This is a genomic window from Rheinheimera tilapiae, from assembly GCF_042432165.1.
GTDB classification, from domain to species: Bacteria; Pseudomonadota; Gammaproteobacteria; order Enterobacterales; family Alteromonadaceae; genus Pararheinheimera; species Pararheinheimera tilapiae.
In genome coordinates this window covers 1,081,459-1,104,953 of record NZ_JBHLXP010000001.1, presented here as the reverse complement: position 1 = coordinate 1,104,953, position 23,495 = coordinate 1,081,459, and the positions used below count along the sequence as shown (strand labels likewise).

Sequence of the window (23,495 nt, the reverse complement as noted above, 5' to 3'; positions counted from 1 at the left end):
AGAGCGTCAGGCAAAGGCCCAAACAAAACATCCGGAAAAAGTTCATATCAGACAATCAGTTCCAACATCGCTGCGCCACGTGCCGTCAGTGCGCTGATGTGCAACTGACGAGCCGAAGCGCTGGTTATTTTCAGTTGCAGGTCCAAATCAGGCACCGGCAATAAAGGCTGGCCGCGCTCTGGCCATTCCACCAAACATAAATGTTCAGGGGCAAAATAATCGCGGATCCCCATAAACTCGAGTTCTTCCGGATCATGCAGCCGGTACAGGTCAAAATGAAACACTGCCAATGTGTCTAGCTGGTAGGATTCCACCAGGGTATAAGTCGGACTCTTTACGTTGCCCTGATGACCCAATGCCTGCAGCAAATATCGGCTGAAGGTGGTTTTGCCGGCTCCCAGATCACCATGCAAATAAATCACCGCTCCATGTCGACAGCTTTGTGCCACTAAACTTGCCAGGGTCTTCGTGGCAATTTCATCACTCAGTTCTATCTGACGGGAAAGTCCGGACATGGGCAGTTTGGCCTGTAAAACATCAACTCAGCGCTTATGCTACCAAAATCAACGCGTCAGCACTACCGCGCTGCACATCGGACTCTGTGGTAACATCTGGCGATTCACGGCGTTTCATTCTCTGTTATGACTAACCCCATCTGCACCGACTGGTCCGCACTGGCGACCGAAATCAAAGACTGGGCCCTGCAGCTGGGTTTCAGTGCCTGTGGTATTACCGATACGGACCTGAGCAGCGAGGAACCCAGGCTGCAACAGTGGTTGGATGCCGGTTTCCATGGCGAGATGGATTATATGGCGTCCCATGGCATGATGCGGGCACGGCCTCAAGAACTGCAACCTGGTACCATACGGGTCATTTCAGTCCGGATGGACTATCTGCCGGCGCAGGCTGGTTTTGCCACCAACCTGGCAGATCCAAACCTGGGATATATCAGTCGTTATGCGCTGGGCCGGGATTACCACAAAGTGCTGCGCCAACGGCTGAAACAGCTTGGCGAGCGGATTGCTGGCAGAGTTAGTGACTTAGGTTTCCGGCCTTTTGTTGATTCGGCACCGGTACTGGAACGCCCGCTGGCCGCCAAAGCCGGTCTCGGCTGGGTTGGCAAACATAGTCTGTTACTCAGTGAAGAGGCCGGCTCCTGGTTTTTCCTCGGCGAATTACTGGTGAACATTCCGCTTCCCATTGACCAGCCCATCGAAAAAGACTGCGGCAACTGCGTTGCCTGTATCACCAGTTGCCCGACCGGCGCTATCGTTGCGCCTTTTGTCGTTGATGCACGGCGCTGTATCAGCTATCTGACGATCGAGTTAAAAGATGATATTCCGGAAGAACTGCGCCCTTTGCTCGGCAATCGTATCTACGGTTGTGACGATTGTCAGCTGGTTTGCCCGGTAAACCGCACTGCCCCACTGACACAGGAGCCAGACTTCCAACGCCGGCCACAGTGGCGTGACCAATCACTGCTGCATTTGTTCGGCTGGAGCGAAGCTGAGTTCCTGCGACTGACGGAAGGCTCGGCCATTCGCCGCATTGGTTATCAGCGTTGGCAACGTAATCTGGCGGTGGCGCTTGGCAATGCGCCGCACTCGCCGGAAATTCTGCAGGCGCTGCAGGATTATCGCGGTGACGCGCTGGTGCAGCGCCATGTCGACTGGGCCTTGGAACAGCAACAACAAAAAGCTGCACAGGTGCTGAGCAGGGCACAACAACGCCTAGTGCGGATTATTCAGGTCGGTTTGCCGCGCGACGCCTGAGCTGACTGTCTGCCATCTGCTGCAAACGCTGTTGTGAGCGTTGCAAAATCTGCTGTTTTTCCAGCTCATTGGCCTGATGCCAGCCAGTGATCTCCGGCAATGTTCGGCCACAGCCCAAACAGACATCCGCGGGATCCAGGCAACAATTCCGTACACACGGCTGTTCAGTCATATAAAAGCCTGTGGTTGTTGAACCAAAGACACAAAATCAGCTTTTGCCAGTGGCCGCGCACAGTAGTAGCCCTGAATATAATCGCAGCCAAGTTTGAGTAATAAATCGAACTGCTCGCGGGTTTCCACCCCTTCCGCCACGACCTGCACATCCAGCACTTTTGCCATATTAATCAACACGGCAACCAAGGCACAGGCTTTATCCTGCTCGGCTATATGATTGATAAAACTCTTATCAATTTTAATAAAATCAACTGGATAGCGACTCAAGTAATTCAGTGCTGAATAGCCGGTGCCAAAATCATCAATAGCCAGCTTCACGCCTTGCTGGTGTAGGCTCAGCACATTAGATTGTTGTACCGACACCGTGTCCATAAACACCGACTCGGTGATTTCCAGAATCAACTGTTCCGGCAGCAAACCTGCAGCGCTGAGCTGTGCCAGCCAATCATCCGCAACTTTACTTTGATTAAATTCCTGACTACTGCGATTGACTGAGATCTGCAGATCAAGCCCAAGCTGTTGAAATAGCTGCATATCAGCAATGGCTTGTTGTAAAATCCACTGACCAAGCGGCCGGATGGCACCAGTTCGTTCCGCGACAGGAATAAAGTCAAAAGGCGAAATCAGGCCCCGCTCCGGATGTTGCCAACGCACCAGTGCTTCGCCTTTACTGAACCGTCGGGCAGCGACATCAAAAATTGGCTGGTACACCAGAAAAAACTGACGCTGTTCGATGCCTTTGAGTATTTCATGGTGCAGGTGGACAAAATGATCGGCTTCTTTTTGCATACCGGCGTCATAGAAATGAAAAGTATTGCGACCCAGATGTTTCGCCGCATACATGGCACGATCCGCATGTTTTAACAAATCAATCGCCAGCAAACCGTCATTGGGGTAAATCGCTACGCCGATGCTGGTTGAGATCGACAATGGTGTATTGCGCACCATAAAAGGCGCTTGAAACGATTTTAACAACGTCTGGCAGAAATTCTCCAGCGCTTCGCTCTGGCTTGACGCCGGCAATACCAGCACAAACTCATCGCCACCGGAACGCGCCACCAGCTCTGGGCCGTGCAATTGCTCTAATAACCTGTCCGCAACTAATTGCAGTAACTGGTCACCAACCGGGTGACCAAGGCTTTCATTAACCTGCTTAAATTCATCCAAATCCAGACTGAGTACCGCTAATTGCGTACGCTGCGCTTTGGCGTGTTTGAGCATCAATTCAAGCTGGCCTAACAACACAGAGCGATTCGCCAAACCGGTCAGCGGATCAAAACTAGCCTGCCATGCCACAGTTTGTAGCGCTTGCTGCCGTTCTTGTGACAAACGCAGCAACACATATAGGCCCGTACTCAGTAAAAAAATCACTAAGATACCGGCGGGTAGAAATAATGTGGGCAACCCGGCCAGCAACGGCATATGTTGTTTTGGAAATGCATGTAAACGCCACTGGCCATTCGGCAACCGAATATTGGCATATACGGACGGCAATCCCTGCAAGACCTGATCGCCCCAAAACAGTTCAGGGTCATGCATGTCGCCGTCGCGACCAGACAAACCCAGATAATAATCCTGCTGCAATTTTTCCAGTTGGGTTTGCTGTAGCAAACGTTCGAGTGGGAGCACCGCCGCGATGATCCCCCATAACTGTTTATCCGAAAGCAATACCGGCACCCGCAGCACAAGGCCGCTGCCGCCCTGCACCAGCTGCACCGGCCCTGCTAACAAAGGCCCTCCGGAGGCAACCGCTTTTTCAACTGCGGCATATTGTTCCGGTACCAAGCGGTAATTGACCCCTAGCGCAGCTTCATTGCCAGCCAGTGGATAGACATAACGGATGACAAGATCCGGCGCCAAAGCAATGTGGCGAAAAAGAGGATAATCTTCTAATAACAAGCGGATACGGGCATCAAGCTCGGACAGCGACTGAGTAGGGTTTAATACGATTTCGGTGCGCAGGGATTCACTAACCACCACCGCGGTACGCACTGCAGCTTCGACCGCCGCCGCATGGTGACTGACTTGCTGCAACAGCTGGTAGCGTTCGACTTCAATATTTTTTTGCTGCTGTTGCCATACTAATACGCCAAACAGCAGCATCAACAACAACGCCAGAGAGACAGCAACACGCTTAGGGTGTCGCACCAGCCAGGACAAATGTATATCTTGTCGCGTACCGGGGAGCCTGCTGCCAGCTTTGAGCTCTGTTGTTGTCACTTGCCATTCCTGTCGCCTGTCCTATTGCCAAATCTAACAGGGATCAGACTGGCCTGCCAGCTCTCGTAACAATTGGTTATTTGCGGACTTTCGGGATCCAGGCCCAGGTAAACAATGCTTCAACCGGTTCGACACCCAGCTGGTCTTTGATTAAGACCCGGATCACCACTTCACCTTTCTCGGCACTGCGGATCTGGCTGATCTGGTCGTCGTCCAGTTGCGCCTGCGCGGTCAAAGCACCGGTAGATCGCTTCAAATACTGGATTTGCATTGATTTTAATAAAGGGATTTTGTCATCGGGCACATGCATACCGAGTAAAAAACCGCTGGCAGATTCACCTAATAAGGCGGTGGCGGCGGCATGAACCGAGCCAATATGATTCTGTACTTTTTTACGGTTGGAGAGTTTTAACCGGGATTTATGCCAGTCAAGCTGTTCCACCTGCACACCTGCAGTACCGGCAAACTTAATGGTGCGACCGAACAACATCGACAACAGCCAACTACGGCAAAAAGCCGGCGCCGAATTTACCTTCTGCACAAGACGACTGAGTTTATTCTGAGTTTGCATACTGGTCATACCTGAAAAATTTCGCGCTACGCTAACAGTCCACGCCACAGAGTTCAAGTATGCGAAGTCTTGATCTGGATGCAAATTAGCACAAACAGCAAGCTGAAATTAAAAAAACGGTGAGGATATGCAGGGAATGCGTTTAGCCAAGTTGCTGTATTGCATACTGCGTGATTAAAACGAAGAGGATATTCGACTGGAGCGGGCAACGAGACTCGAACTCGTGACCTCGACCTTGGCAAGGTAGCGCTCTACCAACTGAGCTATGCCCGCTCTCTGAACCGAAAAATTTTGAAATTTGGAGCGGGCAACGAGACTCGAACTCGTGACCTCGACCTTGGCAAGGTAGCGCTCTACCAACTGAGCTATGCCCGCATCCAGGCTGAAGATTTTGGAGCGGGCAACGAGACTCGAACTCGTGACCTCGACCTTGGCAAGGTAGCGCTCTACCAACTGAGCTATGCCCGCATAAAATCTTCAGCAGCGCTGCTTCAGTTCAAACGAACTTTGTGAAGCAAGCGCGGCGCATTTTACAAAATCACTCTGAGTTTGCAAGCCTTTTATGCGGGCAAACGGAAAAAGTGCTGCTGATAGGTGACTAATTCAGCAATTGAGTCGCGAATATCATCCAGCGCCAGATGACTTGATGATTTATTCACCAGCTTGGTCACCGCCGGATTCCAGCGTTTCGCCAGTTCTTTTACTGTACTGACATCTAAGTTGCGGTAATGGAAAAACGCTTCCAATTTTGGCGCGTACTTCACCAGAAAACGCCGATCCTGGCCAATACTGTTGCCGCACATAGGCGATTTGCCGGCGGAAACATATTGCGATAAAAAGGCAATCGTCTGTTCGACAGCATTGTCCAAGTCGGTTTCGCTGTCGCGGCAGCGTTGTGTCAGACCACTTTTACCATGCTGTTCGACACACCATGCACTCATATTGTCGAGGATCTCGCCCGACGTTTTGATCGCAAAAGTCGGACCTTCAGCCAGAATATTCAGATTACTGTCCGTGACAATAGTCGCCATTTCCAGGATCACATCTGTATCCGGTTCTAACCCGGTCATTTCCAGATCGATCCACACCAGATTGTTATCATTCACTGCCATTTGCCGCCCCTTGCGCTTGTACTTTGTTAGTTTGCTGAATGCTAGTATGATACTACGCCCCGTGCCATCTGGAAAACGCCGCGCCCGTCGCCGTGACTTCCTTTGCAACAGACAGATTAAGCGTGACTAAAAAGAAACACCTGACACAACGCCAAAACGACCGCATCGCCGGCAACCAGCAAAAACGGCTGGACCGTCTGGCACAAAAAGCGGCAAAAGCCGATCAACAAATTGAACAGGCTGCTTTTAGCGAGGCAGAGCCGGGTATCGTGATCAGCCGTTTTGGTCAGCATGCCGATATAGAAGCAAAGGACGGCACTATTACCCGCTGTAACTTGCGACGCACTATCGGGTCACTGGTCTGCGGTGATGCAGTAGTGTTTCGTCGCGCGTTGCAATCTCAGGGCACTATCGACGGCGTGGTCGAAGCGGTGCAGGAACGTAGTTCTGTATTAAGCCGCCCCGACTTCTACGACGGTTTAAAACCCGTTGCCGCGAATATCGATTTATTGATTATCGTCTCGGCCGTTCTGCCGGCACTGTCGCTGAATATCATTGACCGCTACCTCGTTGCGGCCGAAACGATGCAAATCAAACCCTTGTTATTGCTAAATAAAATTGATTTGCTCAGCGAGCAGCAACGCACTGAGGTTGAACAACAACTCGATATTTACCGAAAAATTGGTTATGAAACCCTGCTGCTCAGCGCCAAAAGTGGTGAAGGCATGGCGCAACTCGATCACTATTTAAGCCAGGGCACCAGCATTTTTGTTGGTCAGTCCGGCGTTGGTAAATCTTCTTTATTAAACAATCTACTGCCAGAGATGGGGGTTGTGACTCAGGAAGTATCTGATGTGTCCGGCCTTGGCCAGCACACCACCACGGTGGCGCGGCTGTATCATTTAACACAAGGTGGCCAGTTGATTGATTCGCCCGGCATTCGAGAGTTTGCGTTGTGGCATCTATCCGATGAAGAAGTCAGCTGGGGTTATCGCGAATTCCGTCCTTGGCTTGGCCGCTGTAAATTCCGCGATTGCACCCATGGCAACGATCCGGGCTGTGCACTGCATCATGCAGTAGAAACCGGCGACATCGCTGTGGAACGTTTTGATAACTATCATAAAATCCTGCTCAGTATGGCGCAGGACAAGCCCTCTTATCTTTAAATTCACGAGGTTATTTCCCCGATGGACCAGCTTAAAATTACTCTGCAATACATTCTGCCTAAGCACTTGATTTCTCGCCTGGTAGGTTATCTGGCTGCGGCGCGGCTGGGATTTATCAGTCACGCACTGATGAAGCTGTTTATCCGTGCTTATGGCATTAATATGACGGAAGCCCGTTATGAAAATGCCAGCGATTACGCGAGTTTTAATGAATTTTTTACTCGGCCATTAAAAGATGGCGTGCGTCCTGTGGTACAGGATGAACAAACCCTGGCGCATCCGGTAGACGGAGCGATCAGTCAGGCTGGCGCTATTGCCGGTGACCAGTTACTGCAGGCGAAAGGCCATTTTTACACCGTCAAAGCATTACTCGGCGGTGACGATGCGACCGCAGCTGAATTCACCGACGGGACTTTTGCCTGTATCTATCTGGCGCCAAAAGACTATCACCGCATTCACATGCCGATCACCGGCACCTTGCGTGAGATGATTTACGTACCGGGCGAGTTGTTTTCGGTCAATCCGCTAACCGCAGCCAATGTGCCAGGTCTCTTTGCCCGCAATGAGCGGGTTGTGACGATTTTTGACACCGAAGCAGGCCCAATGGCATTGGTTTTAGTAGGTGCGACCATTGTTGCCAGCATTGAAACTGTCTGGGCTGGCACTGTCACACCGCCGACTGGCAGCGAAGTATTCCGCTGGCAATATCCGGCGGAAGGACCAAACGCAATCCGGCTGGAAAAAGGCGCCGAAATGGGCCGCTTTAAACTTGGCTCAACTGTAGTGCTGACTTTTGCTAAAGATGCTGTCGAGTTGTTGCCGACGAATTTCCCAGGAGCAGTGACTCGGATGGGCACTGCGTTTGCGACTAAACTGAGCTGATTGATAGACCGTCAGCCAGAGGCTCGCTAATGAAAATCTTTGCCCATCGCGGAGCAAGTGGACATTATCCGGAAAATACGTTGCAGGCATTTACCGCAGCGCTGAACTCTGGCTGTGACGGTATTGAGCTGGATGTGTTTTTGCATGCCGGTGAGCTAGTCGTCATTCATGATCGCCAGGTCGATCGGACTACTAACGGCAAAGGCTATCTAGAAGACTTCAGCCCGGCAGCACTGAAGCAACTGGACGCCGGCAACGGAGAATCGATTCCAACGCTGTGGCAGGTTTTACAGCTATGCGCCAATCGGCTGGAAATCAATATTGAGCTCAAAGGTCATGATACTGCGACCCCCGTGGTCGCGCTATTACAACAGGCACAACAACAGTTGGGTCTGCGGCTCGATACCATTTTGTTGTCCTCATTCCACCATCCGCTGCTTCAACAGCTTAAAGCGCTTAATCCGTTTCTGCGGCTTGCTGTGTTAATCAGCCATTATCCGGCAGATGGCGTGGAGATAGCGACGCGGCTTGGCGCGGTCGCGCTAAATTGTGATCGGGGTTTTGTCGATGCCGCGCTGGTGGAAGCGGCACACCAGGCAAAGTTAAGATTGTACGTGTATACCGTGAACCAGCGACGGGAGATGCTGGCACTGCAAGCTATTGGCGTCGATGGGGTGTTCTGTAATTACCCAAAAGAAGCTCTGCAGTGGCTCGATGATCAAAATTGAATTAGTGAGTCTCGCAGCTGTGGCATTGATTGCATAAGCGGATATTCAGAATGTGCGCAAGTACCACAAAAGCGGCGCCTACAATCAGCACAAAATGTTCGTACTCATGGCCCAACAAATCTTTTTGCCAGTAGATAAACCCACCCAGGAATAACGAATAAAACGGGTACAGTTTGCGGTGATACCGATGAAAGCCAGCAAACAGCGTGATGAACCCTAAAACCATTGTAATGAGCAGTATGATTCGCTCAAAAGCATGGTTGTGTACCGACGTCAAGCCAAGCAAAGGAAGGATAGGCAACAATACCGGCAGCATAATGCAGTGGATAGCGCACAAAGATGTGACGGCGATCCCTACTTTATCTAAAGTGTGGCGAATATTGTCGAACATAAAGCCCCCCAGGCGTACAAGGAGTGAGATGATATAACAAATCCGGCTGCATTTGAATGGGTACAGCAAAAAAGACTGCCCCTGCAAGTCCAGCTGTCTCTATGGCATAATCCTGTTTTTATTGATGAGACCACGCGATGGAACAATTACTTCAGCAACTTGACCAGAATTTAAAAGAACTTTACCGCAAAGCGTTGGATGCTGATGCGATATTGGACGACCTGCAGCAACAGGGACATGGCAAATATCAGCAAATATTCCCGGCAGGCCTGTTTCAGATCGAAAGCAACAGATTTATGCCGTACCTGTCAGAAACCGCAGAACAAATCTCTGCGATCCGGCAGACACAGCAATTTAATACAGCCACTTTGGAAAACGTAGTAAAGCAGTTACAGCACTTACACAAGACGTTGGCAGAATTCCGTGCAGCGTTGGTGAGGTAATCTATACTGCCTGATGGCTGTGGTGATTCGACGAGTTGGCAAGTCTGTGGAGGTGCATATGGTGACAACCCCCAGCGTGATATCGCAAGACGCCCTGCGAGTTGCGGCGCGAAATCAAAGCAGCGTGGAGCAGCCAAAAACAGATACATCTATGCAGCGGCAACAAGTGATCAATAATGTTGCGGATTCACAGCAAAAAAACCAACTGAGTACACTGCCGGAAATACCATCTGCAAATCCATCTAACGATAGTGTCCGCGTCAGTAGCACTATCGGCAAAGCTGCCAGCAGCGGCATGTTAACCCGCGACGAGGCTGTCGCTATTTATCAGAAAATAGCGAACATGCTATAACAACCAATCACATCGCCAAGGCTTACACTGATAAAAAACGCTGCCATCGATAATTTGAGGCAGCGTTATTTGATCTGAAAACTCAAGCCAAAGACCGATGGTCTAAGGTTTGCTGAACTTTGGTGCCAGATGCTTTTGAAACCAGTTTTTCAGCATTTGTTTTTCGTAGATAAACTCGGTATTTCCGAGCCCAATCGGCGACGAGTTCATAAACCCCATATCTTTCACTTTAACATCCTGTTCAGCCGCAACGATCTGGCCAGTGCTATCAAGTAGCTGATAATCAAAGGTCATTCGCGGGAAATAGATTTCTTTAATCACCCGGATATCACTATGGTCAATCCGATACATCGGATTCACATCACCAGCCAAATCCAAGTCTTTCACAGTGACCTGCAACCTATACCCGACAGGTAATTTTTCAGCAAAATCAGCCCAAATTTTGTCGAAGGCACTGATTACGCGTTTTTGATAAGATTTTTTTGTACCGGACGAAGGCCGGATATCGCTATATTTTTCCGGATGCTGCCAGTTGACCTTGATTGTCGGTTCCTGCTGACTGGCCAACGCATTTGCGCTGATGAATACGCCAAGCATTAAAAAGACTAAGGTTCGCATTGCTAAACTCCTGAAATTGCTTTACCGGTACTATGACGATGAACTCACAACACTGTCACAGCGACTCTGCACACTATATCGCCATTTTAACAGCACTGCAGTGCTGAAATGTCAGAAGCTGTGGTGTTATGTAATTCAGCTTTACATGATTCTGACATCAAGGCTAACGGTCTGCTGCCGACTTGAGCGGCAGGTAGCGAATTTGCCACTCTGACGTTATGCCATGAACTGTTTTCAGATGCTGCTCGGCCTGTTTCAATTCTGCCATAGTCCCTGCTAACAGATACGTTTCAGCAGCAATTTTACTGACGGACAACTGATTATGGTCTTTTACGTACTTTTGCAAAAACACAGTGGAGCGCTCACCCGAAACAACAAGCTGATTTAGCAGATGTACTGCTTGAGATAGCTGCATGTCATAGAGCACCCAATAGTTAGTATAACGCTGCAACAATCGGTATTTTGTGCCATTGACGTAAACAAAGGCTGCCAGTTTGCTGCTATTTAACAAGGGCGCTGATAGCGGTTTGGCTGTTAAAGGCTGAGCAGCGGTTATTGGCACCCTGAAACAAGCACAGCATAAACAAATAAATAACAAAAATTTAGGCCATCTCATACCGAAGTCCCCCTGCCCCGCTGGTCAAAACTGCAGCATTCAACTGACTTACGATTATCAGTTATAAAACTTCAATTGCCAAAACATTCACGACAGAGTTATAACTCCACATGGCTATACCTACAAATTTTAACAAAAAAATACAAAGGAACATGAATGAGTAACTTTAAACGTTCAGCAATCGCAATCTTCGTCAGCACGGCAGTTGCGCTGCCAGCTGCATCCGTATTCGCAGATACTTTACAGCATTATGCTACGGAGCAAGGACAAGCAGTCCAGGTTGCACAAGAAACGCCAACAGTCTCTGGTATGCGCAACCAGTACGATGCTCAAACCGGTGAGGCTACTTTTAGCTGGGCACCGACCGGCTTGCAAAAACCAAACCTGTCTGCAGTCGCGGCTGAATACCAACTGGAATTTGCAGCAACACATTATCTGAATGCCCTGACAGGTGCGGCTGCCAAAGGCGAACTGGTACAATTAAAACCGGTTCTGGCGCATTCATTTCAGTCAGATGATGGTGTCAAAACTGCGAAATTCCGTCAGCAGTTTATGGGTATTGAGATCTTCAACAAAGAATACAACATCCTGATGGATGCTGAATTTAATCTGGTAGCAGGTTCGGGACGTCTGGCTGCAGTCAGCTTGGCTAAAACAACCTTAGCGGCAAACCCGAAATTCGCCTACGCTGACCAAGCTGTCAGACAAGCGTTTGCTGCCACTGGCGGTGATGCTGATCAGTTGTCACTGAGCGAAACTGAAAATACTGACGGCTATGCCATTTTCAGTGTTAACAGCAATGATGCAGATAAAAAAGTGCTTGGGACCCCGCGGGTCAAACCAGTTTTCTTCGAGAAAAAAGGCAAACTGGTCGCTGCTCAGTACGTAGAGATTGAAACCTCCAACCATAACGATACCGACTCAGATTATTTTGCCTACGTCATTGCCGGCGATACCGGGGAAGTGTTGTTCAAAAACAACCTCAAAGCCCATGCCGGTGAGTTTGAATACCGCGTGTATGCCAATGCCGATGGTCGTCCTTGGGACGGTCCACATGGCAACGTCGTGCCTGCAGAATCGGCAACTCAGGTTGATGCCACAGCTTATCTTGCAGCCCCTTTAGTTAAAATCGCCCATGGTCCAATCAAAACTAAAGATCTTTGGCTGAAAAGTGATGCGACCATTACGTCAGGCAACAACGTCTTTGCTTATGTTGATGCAATTGCGCCAAACGGTTTTAGCACTGGTGATTTTGCCGCTGAAACGACAGGCCCGCTGGTATTCGACTATAAGTACCGTACCAGTGAACCAGAATCTTCAGTGAACAACCGCAAAGCAGCGATTGTTAACCTGTTTTACATGAACAACTACCTGCATGATCAATTCTATGAATATGGTTTTGACGAAAAATCAGGTAATGCCCAGTTGGTCAACTATGGCCGTGGCGGTGTCGAAGGGGACCCGATCAGAGCTGAAGTGCAGGACAACTCAGGTTTCGATAATGCGAACATGTCGACACCTGCTGATGGCGGCTCACCACGGATGCAAATGTATCTGTGGGCCAGTAAAGATGCTTTATTCGGCAAAGATTTAGGCATCACCGCAATGACCGCTGATGGCATGGCACTGCCACTGACAGCGATGCAGGGTGCAAGCTTTGGTCCTGGTCAGTTTAATCTGCAGGGTTCGGCTATCACATTCACCGATACCACAGCACCAACCCGTGATGGCTGTACAGAAGCAGCGACGCCAGCTAACGTCGCGGGCAAAATTGCGATCATCGATCGCGGCACTTGTACTTTTGCCGTCAAAGTGAAAAATGCCCAATTAGCCGGCGCAATTGGCGTGGTTATCGTAAATAACTCGGCCTCAGGTCTGCCTGGCATGGGCGGTGCTGATGCAACCATCACTATCCCAAGCGTTGGTATCTCACAGGCTGAAGGCAAAGCAATTTATGATGCGCTGGCAGCTGGCAAAGCTGTCGACATCAAGATGTTTAACAACAAACCTTATAAAGACAGTTCATGGGATAACGCCATCGTATCGCACGAATGGGGTCACTACATCAGTAACCGTCTGGTCGGTAATGGTAACGGCTTGTATAACAATCAAGGCCGTTCTATGGGCGAAGGCTGGGGTGACTTCCATGCCTTGCTGACAGTGTCAGACGCATCAGATCTGAAACTGCCCGGCAATGACAAGATGCAACGCGCTTACGCTGCGATCAGTTATGTGGATTCATTCTATGACGGTATTCGTTCATTCCCGAACGGTAACAGCCTAGAGATCAACCCTCGTACCTTTAAACATATCGCTTTAGGTGATACATCACAGTACTTTACTGCACAAGATCCGGACACTGGCAATGCGCAGGTTCACTCTGCCGGTTCCGTCTGGGCTCAGATGCTGTGGCAAAGTTTTGTCAGCCTGGTTAACCACCACAAAGACTATGACAAAGCAAAAGACCGCATGATGGGTTATCTGGTTAACGGTTATAAACTGACGCCTGTTGGACCAACTTATACTGAAGCACGGGATGCGATCCTTGCTGCCGCCTATGCACGTGATCCAGAAGATTACAAAGTGATCCTCAAAGCCTTTGCTGACCGTGGTATGGGTCTGGGCGCAGTAGCGCCAAAACGCGACGATTCGAAACACACCGGCGTCATTGAATCGTTCAAAACCGAACTGAGCACCTTTAATGTCACGGCACATAGCCTCGACAAAGCGTTTAGCGATGCAACAACCGGTTACTGCACCAACAACAACACACTGGATAATGGTGAGACCGCCACTGTTCAGTTCAAAGTGACGAACAAAGGTTCGGCAGTGCTGAAAGATGTGAAGGCCAAAGTAGAAGTCACCAGTGGTCATCAGGTGACGTTCGCGAATGGTGGCGTCATTACTCTGCCTGAGCTGAAGCTGATGTCTTCCGTGACAACTGCACCGCTTGCTCTGAAATTGGATGGCGCAAAACCAGGTGATGTACTGAAACTGAAATTGTCTTTCCCTGAGCTTAGCGAGTCAGTAGTCACTAGCGAGTACAGTCTGTCAGAGCGTGTCAACTTAGGTTTCAGCTCGGTTGCACCAGCCAACATGCAAAGTACTGACAACATGGAAACGTTAGCCACATTGAAAAATTTCAGTGAAAAAGTACTGAACGGTGGCGATTTGGCGAAAGATAGTCGTCAATTAAAACAAGAATTTGCCAGCTTCTTTGCCAGCAAAGGTCATCCGGTTGGCAGTCAATACATGCAAATTGCCAACAACGGTTTTACTTCTGATGTCGTTTATGAAACCAAGGCATTTACCGTCGGTTATGCTGGTGATTTCACGATGAGCTTCTGGCACTACTTCGAATTCGAAGAAGGCTACGATGGTGGTGTTTTAGAAATTAGCATCAATGGTTCGGCTTGGACTGATGTAACGAAAGTGATTCGCAGCGCCTCTGGTCAGCCAGTGCAATATGCCAACTTCAGCAGCCAAGGCTATACCGCTGAACTGGACGAATTGCTGCCAGGCCGCAAAGCCTTCACCGGCATCATGGATTTTGATGCAAAACTGGGTTCAACCACTTTTGGCCGTACGGAAACTGTTAACTTCGGCGCTGCACTGAATGGCAACGAAGTGAAGTTCCGTTTCCGCGCAGTGTCAGATTCAAACTCAAATGAATCTGGCTGGTACATTGACAATGTGCAGTTCAAAAATATCACTGCGCCAGTGTTCCATAGTGTCGTGTCAGGAGATGCCGTCGCTTGTGATAACCGCGCACCACTGCTGTCGTCAGCGAAAGCTAGTGTCGCAGAAGTCAATGAAGCAGGTACTTTCACATTAACTGCGGCAGCGACAGACCGTGATACAGCAGACAAGCTGAGCTACAGCTGGACACAATTGAGCGGTACAGCAGCCACTCTGGCCAATGCGACAACTGCGACAGCGACAGTGACTGCACCTTCTATTGCATCTGGTTCTGAAAATCTGGTGTTTGAAGTGTCAGTATCTGACGGAACTGCTGCAACAAAATCAACAGTGACAGTGAAAGTCAACGACGTGCCGGCTCCTGTCGTCGTGACTCCGGAGAAGAAAAGCAGCGGCGGTAGCTTGGGTTGGTTCACCCTGCTGTTAGCACCGTTAGCTTTACTGCGTCGTCGTAGTAAATAATCCTTCCCCCACGTTTTAACGATGCAAAGCACCACAGTTCACTGTGGTGCTTTTTTATTTGGGGTTACATCTGAGCAAGGCTGCATTTTTCTCGACAATAGAGTACCTGATCAACGATACAGGTTTAACAAACAACAAACCCGGCAGAAGCCGGGTTTGTTTTAGATAAAGGCAGTTGCCACTGTGGCTTACACCACAAGGGCTTCTGTTATCACATCATACCGCCCATACCGCCCATGCCGCCCATATCAGGCATTGCCGGCGCATCTTTCTTCGGCAGTTCAGTAACCATTGCTTCAGTGGTGATCATCAGAGAACCCACAGATGCAGCGAACTGCAGTGCAGAACGCGTCACTTTGGTTGGATCCAGAATACCCATTTCCAGCATGTCGCCGTAGATACCGGTTGCAGCATTGTAACCGTAGTTGCCGCTACCGTTCTTCACGTTATTGACGACTACTGATGGCTCTTCACCGGCGTTATCAACGATTTGACGCAGTGGCGCTTCCATCGCGCGCAGCGCAATTTTGATACCGTGGTTCTGATCTTCATTGATACCACGCAGTTCACTGAGCTTACCGGCAACACGCACCAGAGCCACGCCGCCGCCAGGTACTACGCCTTCTTCAACGGCAGCACGGGTTGCGTGCAGCGCGTCTTCCACGCGGGCTTTTTTCTCTTTCATTTCGATTTCAGTCGACGCGCCGACTTTGATCACTGCGACACCGCCGGCCAGTTTAGCCAAACGTTCCTGCAGTTTCTCTTTGTCGTAGTCAGAAGTCGCATCTTCCACTTGCTGACGAATTTGTTTCACGCGGGCGCTGATTGCATCCTGGCTGCCGGCACCGTCGATCACTGTGGTGTTATCTTTCGTGATCACTACGCGCTTGGCTGTACCTAAATCTTCCAATGTCGCTTTTTCCAGCTCCAGGCCGATTTCTTCTGAAATCACCACACCACCAGTTAACACTGCGATGTCTTGCAGCATGGCTTTACGGCGATCACCGAAGCCTGGCGCTTTGACAGCTGACACTTTGACGATACCGCGCATGTTGTTGACAACCAGCGTTGCTAAGGCCTCGCCTTCTAAATCTTCAGCGATGATCAGCAGTGGTTTACCTGACTTGGCAACACCTTCCAGAACTGGCAGCAGTTCACGGATATTGCTGATTTTCTTGTCAACCGTCAGGATGAACGGGTTATCCAGCTCAACCTGGCCAGCTTCTGGATTGTTGATGAAGTATGGTGACAGGTAACCACGGTCAAACTGCATACCTTCAACCACAGCCAGCTCGTTGGCCAGACCTTGGCCTTCTTCGACCGTGATCACGCCTTCTTTACCGACTTTGTCCATCGCGTTAGCGATGATTTGACCGATTTCGTCATCAGAGTTGGCAGAGATAGTACCTACTTGGGCGATTGCCTTAGAGTCAGTGCAAGGCTGTGACAGCGCTTTTAACTCAGCAACAGCAGCAATTACCGCTTTGTCGATACCGCGTTTCAAATCCATCGGATTCATGCCAGCAGCAACAGCTTTAACGCCTTCGTTGATGATGTTCTGCGCCAGAACTGTCGCAGTGGTGGTACCGTCACCGGCTTCGTCGTTGGCTTTAGAAGCAACTTCTTTCACCATCTGGGCGCCCATGTTTTCGAACTTGTCTTCCAGCTCGATTTCTTTCGCTACAGATACACCGTCTTTGGTGATCAGCGGTGCGCCGAAAGATTTGTCCAGAATTACGTTGCGACCTTTCGGGCCCAGAGTTACGCGCACAGCGTTTGCTAAAATGTTGACGCCTTTGAGCATCTTGTTACGGGCTTCATCGCCAAAACGTACGTCTTTTGCAGCCATTTTCTAATACCTCAAATCAATTCAATGCGTGGGAAAGGATACTACTGAATATTATTCAGTGATGATGCCAAGGATGTTGTCTTCTTTCGTGATCACATATTCCTGACCGTCGATTTTCTCAGAACGCTCGACGTAAGCACCAAAAATCACTTTATCGCCTACTTTGACTTCCAGCGGACGCACAGTGCCGTTTTCCAGAATACGGCCATTGCCTACTGCAACAACTTCACCGCGGGTTGACTTCTCAGCTGAGGCGCCAGTCAATACAATGCCACCAGCTGATTTGCTTTCGGCTTCCAGACGCTTGATGATGACGCGATCATGTAATGGACGAATATTCATGTTTAAAGCTCCTGAACATGGTTTGTGGTTTTACACCCAAATACTGGGTTAAAAAATTTTTGTATCCGGGATATGGGGTAAAGTCCGTAAAAAACCAAGGGGATTGGCAGAAGATTTTTAAAATTGCACTGAACCATGCAATAAAACAGCGCGAAGGCCGGTCTGGTAACGTGGCATCATATTGGTTTATTTCGCAGCGACATCGGCTAAGCCACTGAGAAAATGGAGCTTTCTGTGACAACAACTATACAGGTTATTTTATGTAATTGTCCGGATGAAGGCACTGCCGAACAGATCGCCAGACAGTTACTCAATACCCAACAGGCCGCCTGCATCAATATAATGCCGGGGGTGCGATCGGTTTATCGCTGGCAAGGCCAAATCGAGACTTCTGTAGAAGTCACAATGTTGATTAAAGCACCGGTGACACAGTTTGACGCTATCTGTCAGACCATTTGCCGGGAGCATCCGTATACTGTGCCGGAGATTATTGCAGTGCCGGTCAGTCAGGGCTTTTTACCTTATCTGAACTGGGTCAATGAGGAATGTGTACCGAATGAATAAATCTAACTTGCTGGCAGCAATATTGATGTTTGTCCTGCTGTCGCAGAGTCTACTGACCGGCGCTAGCGCCGACCCGTTGCAAAGCCCACAAAGCAGCCAGAATCCGTTGCCGGCGCAAAATATCCTAAGTGCGCTGCAACAACCTAAATTTTTACCCGTCGATCAGGCATTTATGCTGGATTTTGCCCAAAGTGGTGAGTCCGTGCGCATTAGTTTTCAGATTGCCGACGGGTATTACTTATATAAGCACAAGCTGAAAATTGCCGGTGTGGCGGTTAACTTCAGCAATCCGGCTTTGCCTGCTGGTTTGCCACATGAAGACGAGTATTTTGGCAAAACCGAAATCTACCGCCACCAGCTGGTATTTGACGTCAAACTGGCCAATATCGATGCCGACGCCAAACTCAAAGTCCGTTATCAGGGCTGTGCGGAAGCAGGTTTATGCTATCCGTTGCAAACCCGTGAAATTCCGCTGATCAGCCAAGCCCCTGCCAAACCTGCCGCCGCCGAAAACAGCGCGGACACAACAAGTAATGCCGCACCGGTATCCAGTCAGATTGGTCTGGCTGAGCGGCTTAGTTCCGACAAAAGCCTACTGACATTGGGGCTGTTTTTCCTGCTTGGTTTGGGCTTGGCGTTCACGCCTTGTGTCTTTCCGATGTACCCCATTTTAACCAGTATTATTGTTGGTCAGGGTCAGCAACTCAGTCATGGCCGGGCATTTCGTTTATCTTTTGCTTACGTGCAGGGCATGGCGTTGACCTACTCTCTGCTGGGACTGGTCGTTGCCAGTGCCGGTGTGAAATTTCAGGCCGCCTTTCAGCATCCGGCCGTGTTGATTGGCATCAGTGTGTTATTCGTGCTGCTGGCTGGCGCGATGTTTGGCTGGTTCAATCTGCAGTTACCGGCTCGCTGGACTGAAAAACTAACCGCGACCAGCAATCGCCAGCAAGGTGGTTCACTCAAGGGCGCGCTGGTGATGGGCGCATTGTCCGGACTGGTGGCATCCCCCTGTACTACAGCCCCGCTGACAGGCGTACTGCTTTATATCGCACAAAGCGGCGATTTAGCTTATGGCGCGCTGGTGCTGTACATCCTGAGCCTCGGTATGGGCCTGCCGTTATTACTGCTCGGCAGTAGTGGCGGTAAATGGCTGCCAAAACCCGGCGCCTGGATGGACGTGATCAAAGCCATTTTCGGTTTCCTGCTGTTATCGGTGCCACTGATGCTGCTATCACGCATTGTGCCGGCTGAAGTCTTGTTGGTACTTGGCTCCTTGTTGGCTCTGGGCTTTGCGCTTTATCTGCAGCAAGTACAGCAGCTGCTGAAAACTGCCGTGGCAAAAAGCCTGTGCTGGCTGGTCGCCACGCTTTTAGTATGCGCCGTTGTGATGGCGAATTATCAGCAATGGTTCGCCCCGGAGCCACAGGTTCAGTCTGCTGCGGCGAATACGCAACAAGCCGGCAAGTTTATCGACATTAAAACGCTGGCGGATTTGGATGCACAGCTGTTAGAAGCCAAAGCGCAAAACCAGTTTGTGATGCTGGATTTGTTCGCTGAGTGGTGTGTCGCCTGTAAAGAATTCGAGCACATTACTTTTGCTGACGGCGGCGTTAAAACCGAAATGGCTAAAATCCGCTTGTTACGCATCGATGTGACCAAAGCGACTGAACAGGATCAGCAGGTTTTGGACAAGTTTCAGGTGCTCGGTCTACCAACTTTATTGTTTTTTGCACCGAACGGCAGCGAATTAACGACATCACGCATCACTGGCTTTATGGGGCCAGCTGAGTTTAAAGCCCATCTAATCCAGCTGCAGCAATAAGGCTGCAGCACCCGACAGGCGTGGTCTGCGAAACTGCTCAGACCACGTTTTTTCCCCCTTCCCCCACCGATACAACAATAGCGGCGAAAAGTTCCCATCTGCTGATAAGACCAGTATTTTGCTGCCATTTGCTGCGATTTCACTATAATGAGGCGCAAATCTGTAAATGCCGGCCGCATTTCTGCGAAAAAGATTGTTTTTTCGCCGACCTTTGGCAGGATGGAAGCAGATCCAGAATTATCAACGGAATAATCGACAAATGACTGCCAAATTACGGATTTTGCTGTTAAACGGTCCGAACCTGAATATGCTGGGGCAACGCGAACCACATATTTATGGTGCTCAAACGCTGGACCAGATTGTCAGCGACTTACAGCAATATGCCAGCACATTGCAGGTGGAGTTATCCCACTTACAGTCCAATGCCGAGCATGAGCTGGTCGGTGCTATCCAGCAAAGCCTGGGACAACAGGACTACATCATTATCAATCCAGGCGCTTTCACCCATACCAGTGTTGCGATTCGCGACGCCTTACTGGCGGTGGCCATCCCATTTATTGAAGTACATTTGTCGAACGTACATGCCCGTGAAGCATTTCGCCGGCATTCTTATTTATCAGATATCGCAAAAGGCGTGATTTGTGGTCTGGGGGCAAACGGTTACCGTTATGCGCTCGACTCAGCGGTGGCAACACTGACCAGCACGCCACGAAACCCATAAATTCCAACCAAGTTAGGCGCAAACGTCATGGATATTAGAAAAATTAAAAAACTGATCGAACTTCTGGAAGAATCTGGCATTAATGAGCTGGAGATCACCGAAGGTGAAGAATCTGTGCGCATCAGTCGTGGTGGCCCGGTGCAACAATACGCTCCAGTGCACTACACCGCAGCACCCGCTGCACCAGCCGCTGCTCCGGCACCTGCAGCAGCGCCTGCTGCACCAGCCGCTCCAGTAGCAACAGGTTATCAGCTGCGCTCACCGATGGTGGGTTCTTTCTACCGTGCCGCGTCGCCAACGTCGAAGAACTTCGCTGAAGTGGGTCAAACGGTCAAAGTCGGCGATACGCTGTGTATCGTTGAAGCGATGAAAATGATGAACCAGATCCAGTCAGACAAAGCCGGCGTTATCACGGCCATTCTGGTAGAAAACGGCGAGCCGGTTGAATTTGACCAGCCTTTATTTGTGATCGAATAACCGAAAAGGCCGACACATGTTAGAAAAAGTGCTGATAGCCAACCGGGGCGAAATTGCGCTGCGTATCTTACGCGCCTGCAAAGAACTCGGTATCAAAACTGTCGCGGTGCACTCCACCGTCGACCGTAACCTCAAGCACGTGTTGCTGGCGGATGAGACCATTTGTATTGGCCCTGCCCCATCACCACAAAGCTACCTGAATATTCCGGCATTAATCGCCGCTGCAGAAGTCACCAATGCCCAGGCCATTCACCCTGGTTATGGTTTCCTGGCTGAGCGCGCCGATTTCGCTCAACAAGTTGAAGACAGCGGCCTGGTATTTATCGGTCCACGTCCTGAATCCATCAGTCTGATGGGTGACAAAGTCTCCGCCATCGAAGCAATGAAAAAAGCTGGCGTGCCTTGTGTACCAGGTTCTGACGGCGCGGTCGGTGACGATACTGACACCAACAAAGCCATCGCCAAACGTATTGGTTATCCGATTATCGTCAAAGCCGCAGGCGGTGGCGGTGGTCGTGGTATGCGTGTGGTGCGCAGTGAAGATGAACTGGTGTCGTCGATTGAGATGACCAAAGCCGAAGCAAAAGCTGCTTTTGGTAACGACATGGTTTACATGGAGAAATTCCTGGAAAACCCACGTCATATCGAAATTCAGGTATTGGCAGATGGTCAGGGCAAAGCCATTCACTTAGGTGAGCGCGACTGCTCGATGCAGCGCCGTCACCAGAAAGTCGTCGAAGAAGCGCCAGCTCCGGGCATCACCCAGGAACAACGCGACTTTATCGGTGGCCGTTGTGTACAGGCTTGTATCGACCTGAACTATCGCGGTGCTGGTACTTTTGAATTCCTGTATGAAAACGGTGAGTTTTTCTTTATCGAGATGAACACCCGTATTCAGGTAGAACACCCGGTCACTGAAATGATCACCGGTGTGGATTTGATTAAAGAACAGCTGCGTATCGCTTCAGGCATGCCGCTGACTATCAAACAATCTGATATCGTCATTCGCGGCCATGCAGTGGAATGCCGGATCAACGCTGAAGATCCAAAAACCTTTATTCCATCGCCGGGTACTATCACCCGCTTCCACCCACCAGGTGGTAATGGTGTGCGTTGGGATTCGCATATTTATGCCGATTACACGGTACCGCCAAACTATGATTCGATGGTCGGCAAGCTGATCACTTACGGTGAGAACCGGGCTATTGCCATCGCGCGTATGCGCAACGCACTGAGTGAACTGCTGGTCGGTGGCATCAAAACCAACATCGATTTGCATAAAGAGATTATGACGGACGCCAACTTTAATCAGGGTGGCACCAACATTCATTATCTTGAGCACAAGCTCGGTATCAAATAAAACGAAGGCCTCAACTGAGGCCTTTTTTTATTGCGGCGATCATGAAACCAGCATGCGATCCGACCAGGCCGAATGCGCAGCTCGGGACGAAGTCTGCAGTGGATAACGCTGATGCGCGGTCTTTGTCGTTGCAGCGCCTGACAGCCAGTGCAGCACATCCTGCTGCCAGTTGATCGCAGCCAGGTCCGCAGACAAAGTCTCCAGCCGTTGCATTCGAAGCGGGTTTTCTTTGCCAACCCGACGCAACAACCATTTAAACCAAGGTTGCTGGCGTAGCCAAAATACCGGCAGACCGTAATCCTGAATCAATTCCTGCTGCGTCGCAGCTGTGCAGAATTGCGGCAAACTTTGTAATTGCAGCCCGTGCAGGTATTGTCTGCAATGCTGGCTGCGCGCCGGTTCAGCCAGATTGGCAAAGCCATAATCCGCTTTCAGATGTTTCAGGTGGCAGTACAACACACCGAGGTATCGTTTTGGCAGCAGCGCTTTTTGCCGGCCAAACTGCAGCGTTTCAAATTTTTCCGCCTGTACAAAAAAGATTTCCGGATGAATTGGGAAAAACATAATGTCGCCAGTCCCGACTAGCGGGCAATTTCGGTACACCTGTGGTGCTGCTAAATTCCCGGCAAGATTCAGACCAGAAAAGCGAAACAATGCCATCCGGCCTGCGGCACTGGCGGCGCGAACCGTGGCGACGGCGCGGCTCATATTGGCAGCGATGGCCAGATGGTCGTCATCCAGTTTTACCGCTAATTGGTAACGACACTGCGCGAGAGCATAATTGTAGTAATTCGCCATGCTGTGCAGACAAAAGGTCGCAGTAGAGGCATGGGCAGTACTGAGGATAGGATGGACCTGAGGTTCATAATGAAATATGCGGATTTTGTCAGGAAATTCAGTAGCAAGCTGCGTCAGGATCTGCGCGGTCTGGTCGGTGCAATCGTTGTAACAAGCCACAATTTCATCAAAATAAACCAAATGGCTGCGAATGGTTGCTTCGAGAAATTCAGCGCCGTTTTTAATCCGCATCACAGCGCTTATTCCCGGTAACCGGGGGCTGGCCAGCTGCTGCGGCCTGAACAGAAAATCCTGCACGAGTCGGAACCTATCAAAAATATCGGGCCTGTCGGAATGCGCGCAGTTTACGAAAT

The 23,495-nt window shown here is 50.0% G+C and carries 23 protein-coding genes and 3 tRNA genes; 12 read left to right on the top strand and 14 right to left on the bottom strand.

All coding sequences use genetic code 11. The features are described from left to right. Positions 1–47: 47 nt before the first annotated feature. Positions 48–515, bottom strand: coding sequence for a tRNA (adenosine(37)-N6)-threonylcarbamoyltransferase complex ATPase subunit type 1 TsaE (gene tsaE, locus ACFFJP_RS04515; RefSeq protein WP_377240943.1), 468 nt, complete (start codon positions 513–515; stop codon positions 48–50). A gap of 126 nt (positions 516–641) precedes the next feature. On the opposite strand from tsaE, the gene queG reads away from it, so the two are divergent. Further along, entirely contained in the window at positions 642–1,772 is a 1,131-nt protein-coding gene (queG, locus tag ACFFJP_RS04510; protein ID WP_377240941.1) for a tRNA epoxyqueuosine(34) reductase QueG, read from the top strand. Here the strand turns inward: queG and ACFFJP_RS04505 are convergent. From ACFFJP_RS04505 to orn, 7 genes are all read right to left on the bottom strand, one after another. Next, the gene (locus ACFFJP_RS04505; protein WP_377240939.1) at positions 1,741–1,944 is read right to left on the bottom strand and encodes a DUF1289 domain-containing protein; all 204 of its coding nucleotides are present in this window, start codon (positions 1,942–1,944) and stop codon (positions 1,741–1,743) included. The two genes, queG and ACFFJP_RS04505, sit on opposite strands and share 32 nt — an antisense overlap. Next, positions 1,941–4,166 (bottom strand): putative bifunctional diguanylate cyclase/phosphodiesterase, encoded by a 2,226-nt coding sequence (locus tag ACFFJP_RS04500; protein WP_377240937.1) that lies wholly within the window; start codon positions 4,164–4,166, stop codon positions 1,941–1,943. The genes ACFFJP_RS04505 and ACFFJP_RS04500 overlap by 4 nt, the downstream gene beginning before the upstream one ends. A 76-nt stretch (positions 4,167–4,242) precedes the next feature. Continuing rightward, a complete protein-coding gene (locus tag ACFFJP_RS04495) occupies positions 4,243–4,737 on the bottom strand; it encodes a DUF4442 domain-containing protein (protein WP_377240935.1) in 495 nt (164 codons plus the stop codon). 197 nt (positions 4,738–4,934) lie between these two features. Continuing rightward, a tRNA-Gly gene (locus ACFFJP_RS04490) sits at positions 4,935–5,010 on the bottom strand. A gap of 26 nt (positions 5,011–5,036) precedes the next feature. Then, positions 5,037–5,112: transfer RNA gene (locus ACFFJP_RS04485), tRNA-Gly, on the bottom strand. Positions 5,113–5,129: 17 nt separating this feature from the next. After that, a tRNA-Gly gene (locus ACFFJP_RS04480) sits at positions 5,130–5,205 on the bottom strand. A 92-nt stretch (positions 5,206–5,297) separates the two neighbouring features. Further along, a complete protein-coding gene (orn, locus tag ACFFJP_RS04475) occupies positions 5,298–5,849 on the bottom strand; it encodes an oligoribonuclease (protein WP_377240933.1) in 552 nt (183 codons plus the stop codon). Between the two features lie 122 nt (positions 5,850–5,971). On the opposite strand from orn, the gene rsgA reads away from it, so the two are divergent. Genes rsgA through ACFFJP_RS04460 form a run of 3 tightly spaced genes read left to right on the top strand, consistent with a single transcriptional unit; the run spans position 5,972 to position 8,625 of the window. Continuing rightward, positions 5,972–7,015, top strand: coding sequence for a small ribosomal subunit biogenesis GTPase RsgA (gene rsgA, locus ACFFJP_RS04470; RefSeq protein WP_377240931.1), 1,044 nt, complete (start codon positions 5,972–5,974; stop codon positions 7,013–7,015). A gap of 21 nt (positions 7,016–7,036) precedes the next feature. Further along, a complete protein-coding gene (gene asd / locus ACFFJP_RS04465; RefSeq protein ID WP_377240929.1) occupies positions 7,037–7,897 on the top strand; it encodes an archaetidylserine decarboxylase in 861 nt (286 codons plus the stop codon). 29 nt (positions 7,898–7,926) lie between these two features. Beyond that, the gene (locus tag ACFFJP_RS04460) at positions 7,927–8,625 is read left to right on the top strand and encodes a glycerophosphodiester phosphodiesterase (protein WP_377240927.1); all 699 of its coding nucleotides are present in this window, start codon (positions 7,927–7,929) and stop codon (positions 8,623–8,625) included. Position 8,626: 1 nt separating this feature from the next. Here ACFFJP_RS04460 and ACFFJP_RS04455 read toward each other — a convergent pair whose 3' ends face one another. Further along, positions 8,627–9,016: a MerC domain-containing protein gene (locus tag ACFFJP_RS04455; protein ID WP_377240925.1), complete on the bottom strand. Its 390-nt coding sequence runs from the start codon at positions 9,014–9,016 to the stop codon at positions 8,627–8,629. 137 nt (positions 9,017–9,153) lie between these two features. On the opposite strand from ACFFJP_RS04455, the gene priC reads away from it, so the two are divergent. Both priC and ACFFJP_RS04445 read left to right on the top strand, forming a co-directional pair. After that, positions 9,154–9,459 carry a primosomal replication protein PriC gene (gene priC / locus ACFFJP_RS04450; RefSeq protein WP_208933333.1) on the top strand — a complete coding sequence of 102 codons (306 nt, stop codon included), beginning with the start codon at positions 9,154–9,156 and terminating at the stop codon, positions 9,457–9,459. A gap of 58 nt (positions 9,460–9,517) precedes the next feature. Continuing rightward, on the top strand, positions 9,518–9,811 hold the full coding sequence (locus tag ACFFJP_RS04445; protein WP_377240923.1) for a hypothetical protein: 294 nt from the start codon (positions 9,518–9,520) through the stop codon (positions 9,809–9,811). 102 nt (positions 9,812–9,913) lie between these two features. Here ACFFJP_RS04445 and ACFFJP_RS04440 read toward each other — a convergent pair whose 3' ends face one another. Both ACFFJP_RS04440 and ACFFJP_RS04435 read right to left on the bottom strand, forming a co-directional pair. Further along, positions 9,914–10,429, bottom strand: coding sequence for a DUF3016 domain-containing protein (locus ACFFJP_RS04440; RefSeq protein ID WP_377240921.1), 516 nt, complete (start codon positions 10,427–10,429; stop codon positions 9,914–9,916). Between the two features lie 163 nt (positions 10,430–10,592). Further along, positions 10,593–10,940 carry a hypothetical protein gene (locus tag ACFFJP_RS04435; RefSeq protein ID WP_377240919.1) on the bottom strand — a complete coding sequence of 116 codons (348 nt, stop codon included), beginning with the start codon at positions 10,938–10,940 and terminating at the stop codon, positions 10,593–10,595. Between the two features lie 261 nt (positions 10,941–11,201). Here ACFFJP_RS04435 and ACFFJP_RS04430 point away from each other — a divergent pair, with 261 nt between their 5' ends. Next, complete coding sequence (locus ACFFJP_RS04430) at positions 11,202–15,206, top strand: rhombosortase-dependent M36 family metallopeptidase (RefSeq protein WP_377240917.1); 4,005 nt, start codon at positions 11,202–11,204, stop codon at positions 15,204–15,206. Between the two features lie 211 nt (positions 15,207–15,417). Here ACFFJP_RS04430 and groL read toward each other — a convergent pair whose 3' ends face one another. Together groL and ACFFJP_RS04420 are read right to left on the bottom strand one after the other, a co-directional pair. Further along, entirely contained in the window at positions 15,418–17,055 is a 1,638-nt protein-coding gene (groL, locus tag ACFFJP_RS04425) for a chaperonin GroEL (RefSeq protein ID WP_377240915.1), read from the bottom strand. A 51-nt stretch (positions 17,056–17,106) separates the two neighbouring features. Beyond that, positions 17,107–17,397, bottom strand: a complete 291-nt coding sequence (locus ACFFJP_RS04420; protein WP_296294486.1) for a co-chaperone GroES — start codon at positions 17,395–17,397, stop codon at positions 17,107–17,109. Positions 17,398–17,631: 234 nt separating this feature from the next. Here ACFFJP_RS04420 and cutA point away from each other — a divergent pair, with 234 nt between their 5' ends. The 5 genes from cutA to accC all read left to right on the top strand — a co-directional run bounded on the left by cutA (position 17,632) and on the right by accC (position 22,344). Further along, entirely contained in the window at positions 17,632–17,961 is a 330-nt protein-coding gene (gene cutA, locus ACFFJP_RS04415) for a divalent-cation tolerance protein CutA (protein ID WP_377240913.1), read from the top strand. Further along, positions 17,954–19,786 (top strand): protein-disulfide reductase DsbD, encoded by a 1,833-nt coding sequence (locus ACFFJP_RS04410; protein ID WP_377240911.1) that lies wholly within the window; start codon positions 17,954–17,956, stop codon positions 19,784–19,786. Before cutA ends, ACFFJP_RS04410 begins: the two co-directional genes overlap by 8 nt. A 259-nt stretch (positions 19,787–20,045) precedes the next feature. Continuing rightward, positions 20,046–20,507: a type II 3-dehydroquinate dehydratase gene (gene aroQ, locus ACFFJP_RS04405; protein WP_377240909.1), complete on the top strand. Its 462-nt coding sequence runs from the start codon at positions 20,046–20,048 to the stop codon at positions 20,505–20,507. A gap of 27 nt (positions 20,508–20,534) precedes the next feature. After that, positions 20,535–20,984 (top strand): acetyl-CoA carboxylase biotin carboxyl carrier protein, encoded by a 450-nt coding sequence (gene accB, locus ACFFJP_RS04400; protein ID WP_208933323.1) that lies wholly within the window; start codon positions 20,535–20,537, stop codon positions 20,982–20,984. Between the two features lie 16 nt (positions 20,985–21,000). Continuing rightward, a complete protein-coding gene (gene accC / locus ACFFJP_RS04395) occupies positions 21,001–22,344 on the top strand; it encodes an acetyl-CoA carboxylase biotin carboxylase subunit (RefSeq protein WP_377240907.1) in 1,344 nt (447 codons plus the stop codon). Positions 22,345–22,383: 39 nt separating this feature from the next. Here the strand turns inward: accC and ACFFJP_RS04390 are convergent, their stop codons facing one another. Beyond that, positions 22,384–23,373, bottom strand: a complete 990-nt coding sequence (locus tag ACFFJP_RS04390; protein ID WP_377243357.1) for a glycosyltransferase family protein — start codon at positions 23,371–23,373, stop codon at positions 22,384–22,386. Between the last annotated feature and the right edge of the window lie 122 nt (positions 23,374–23,495).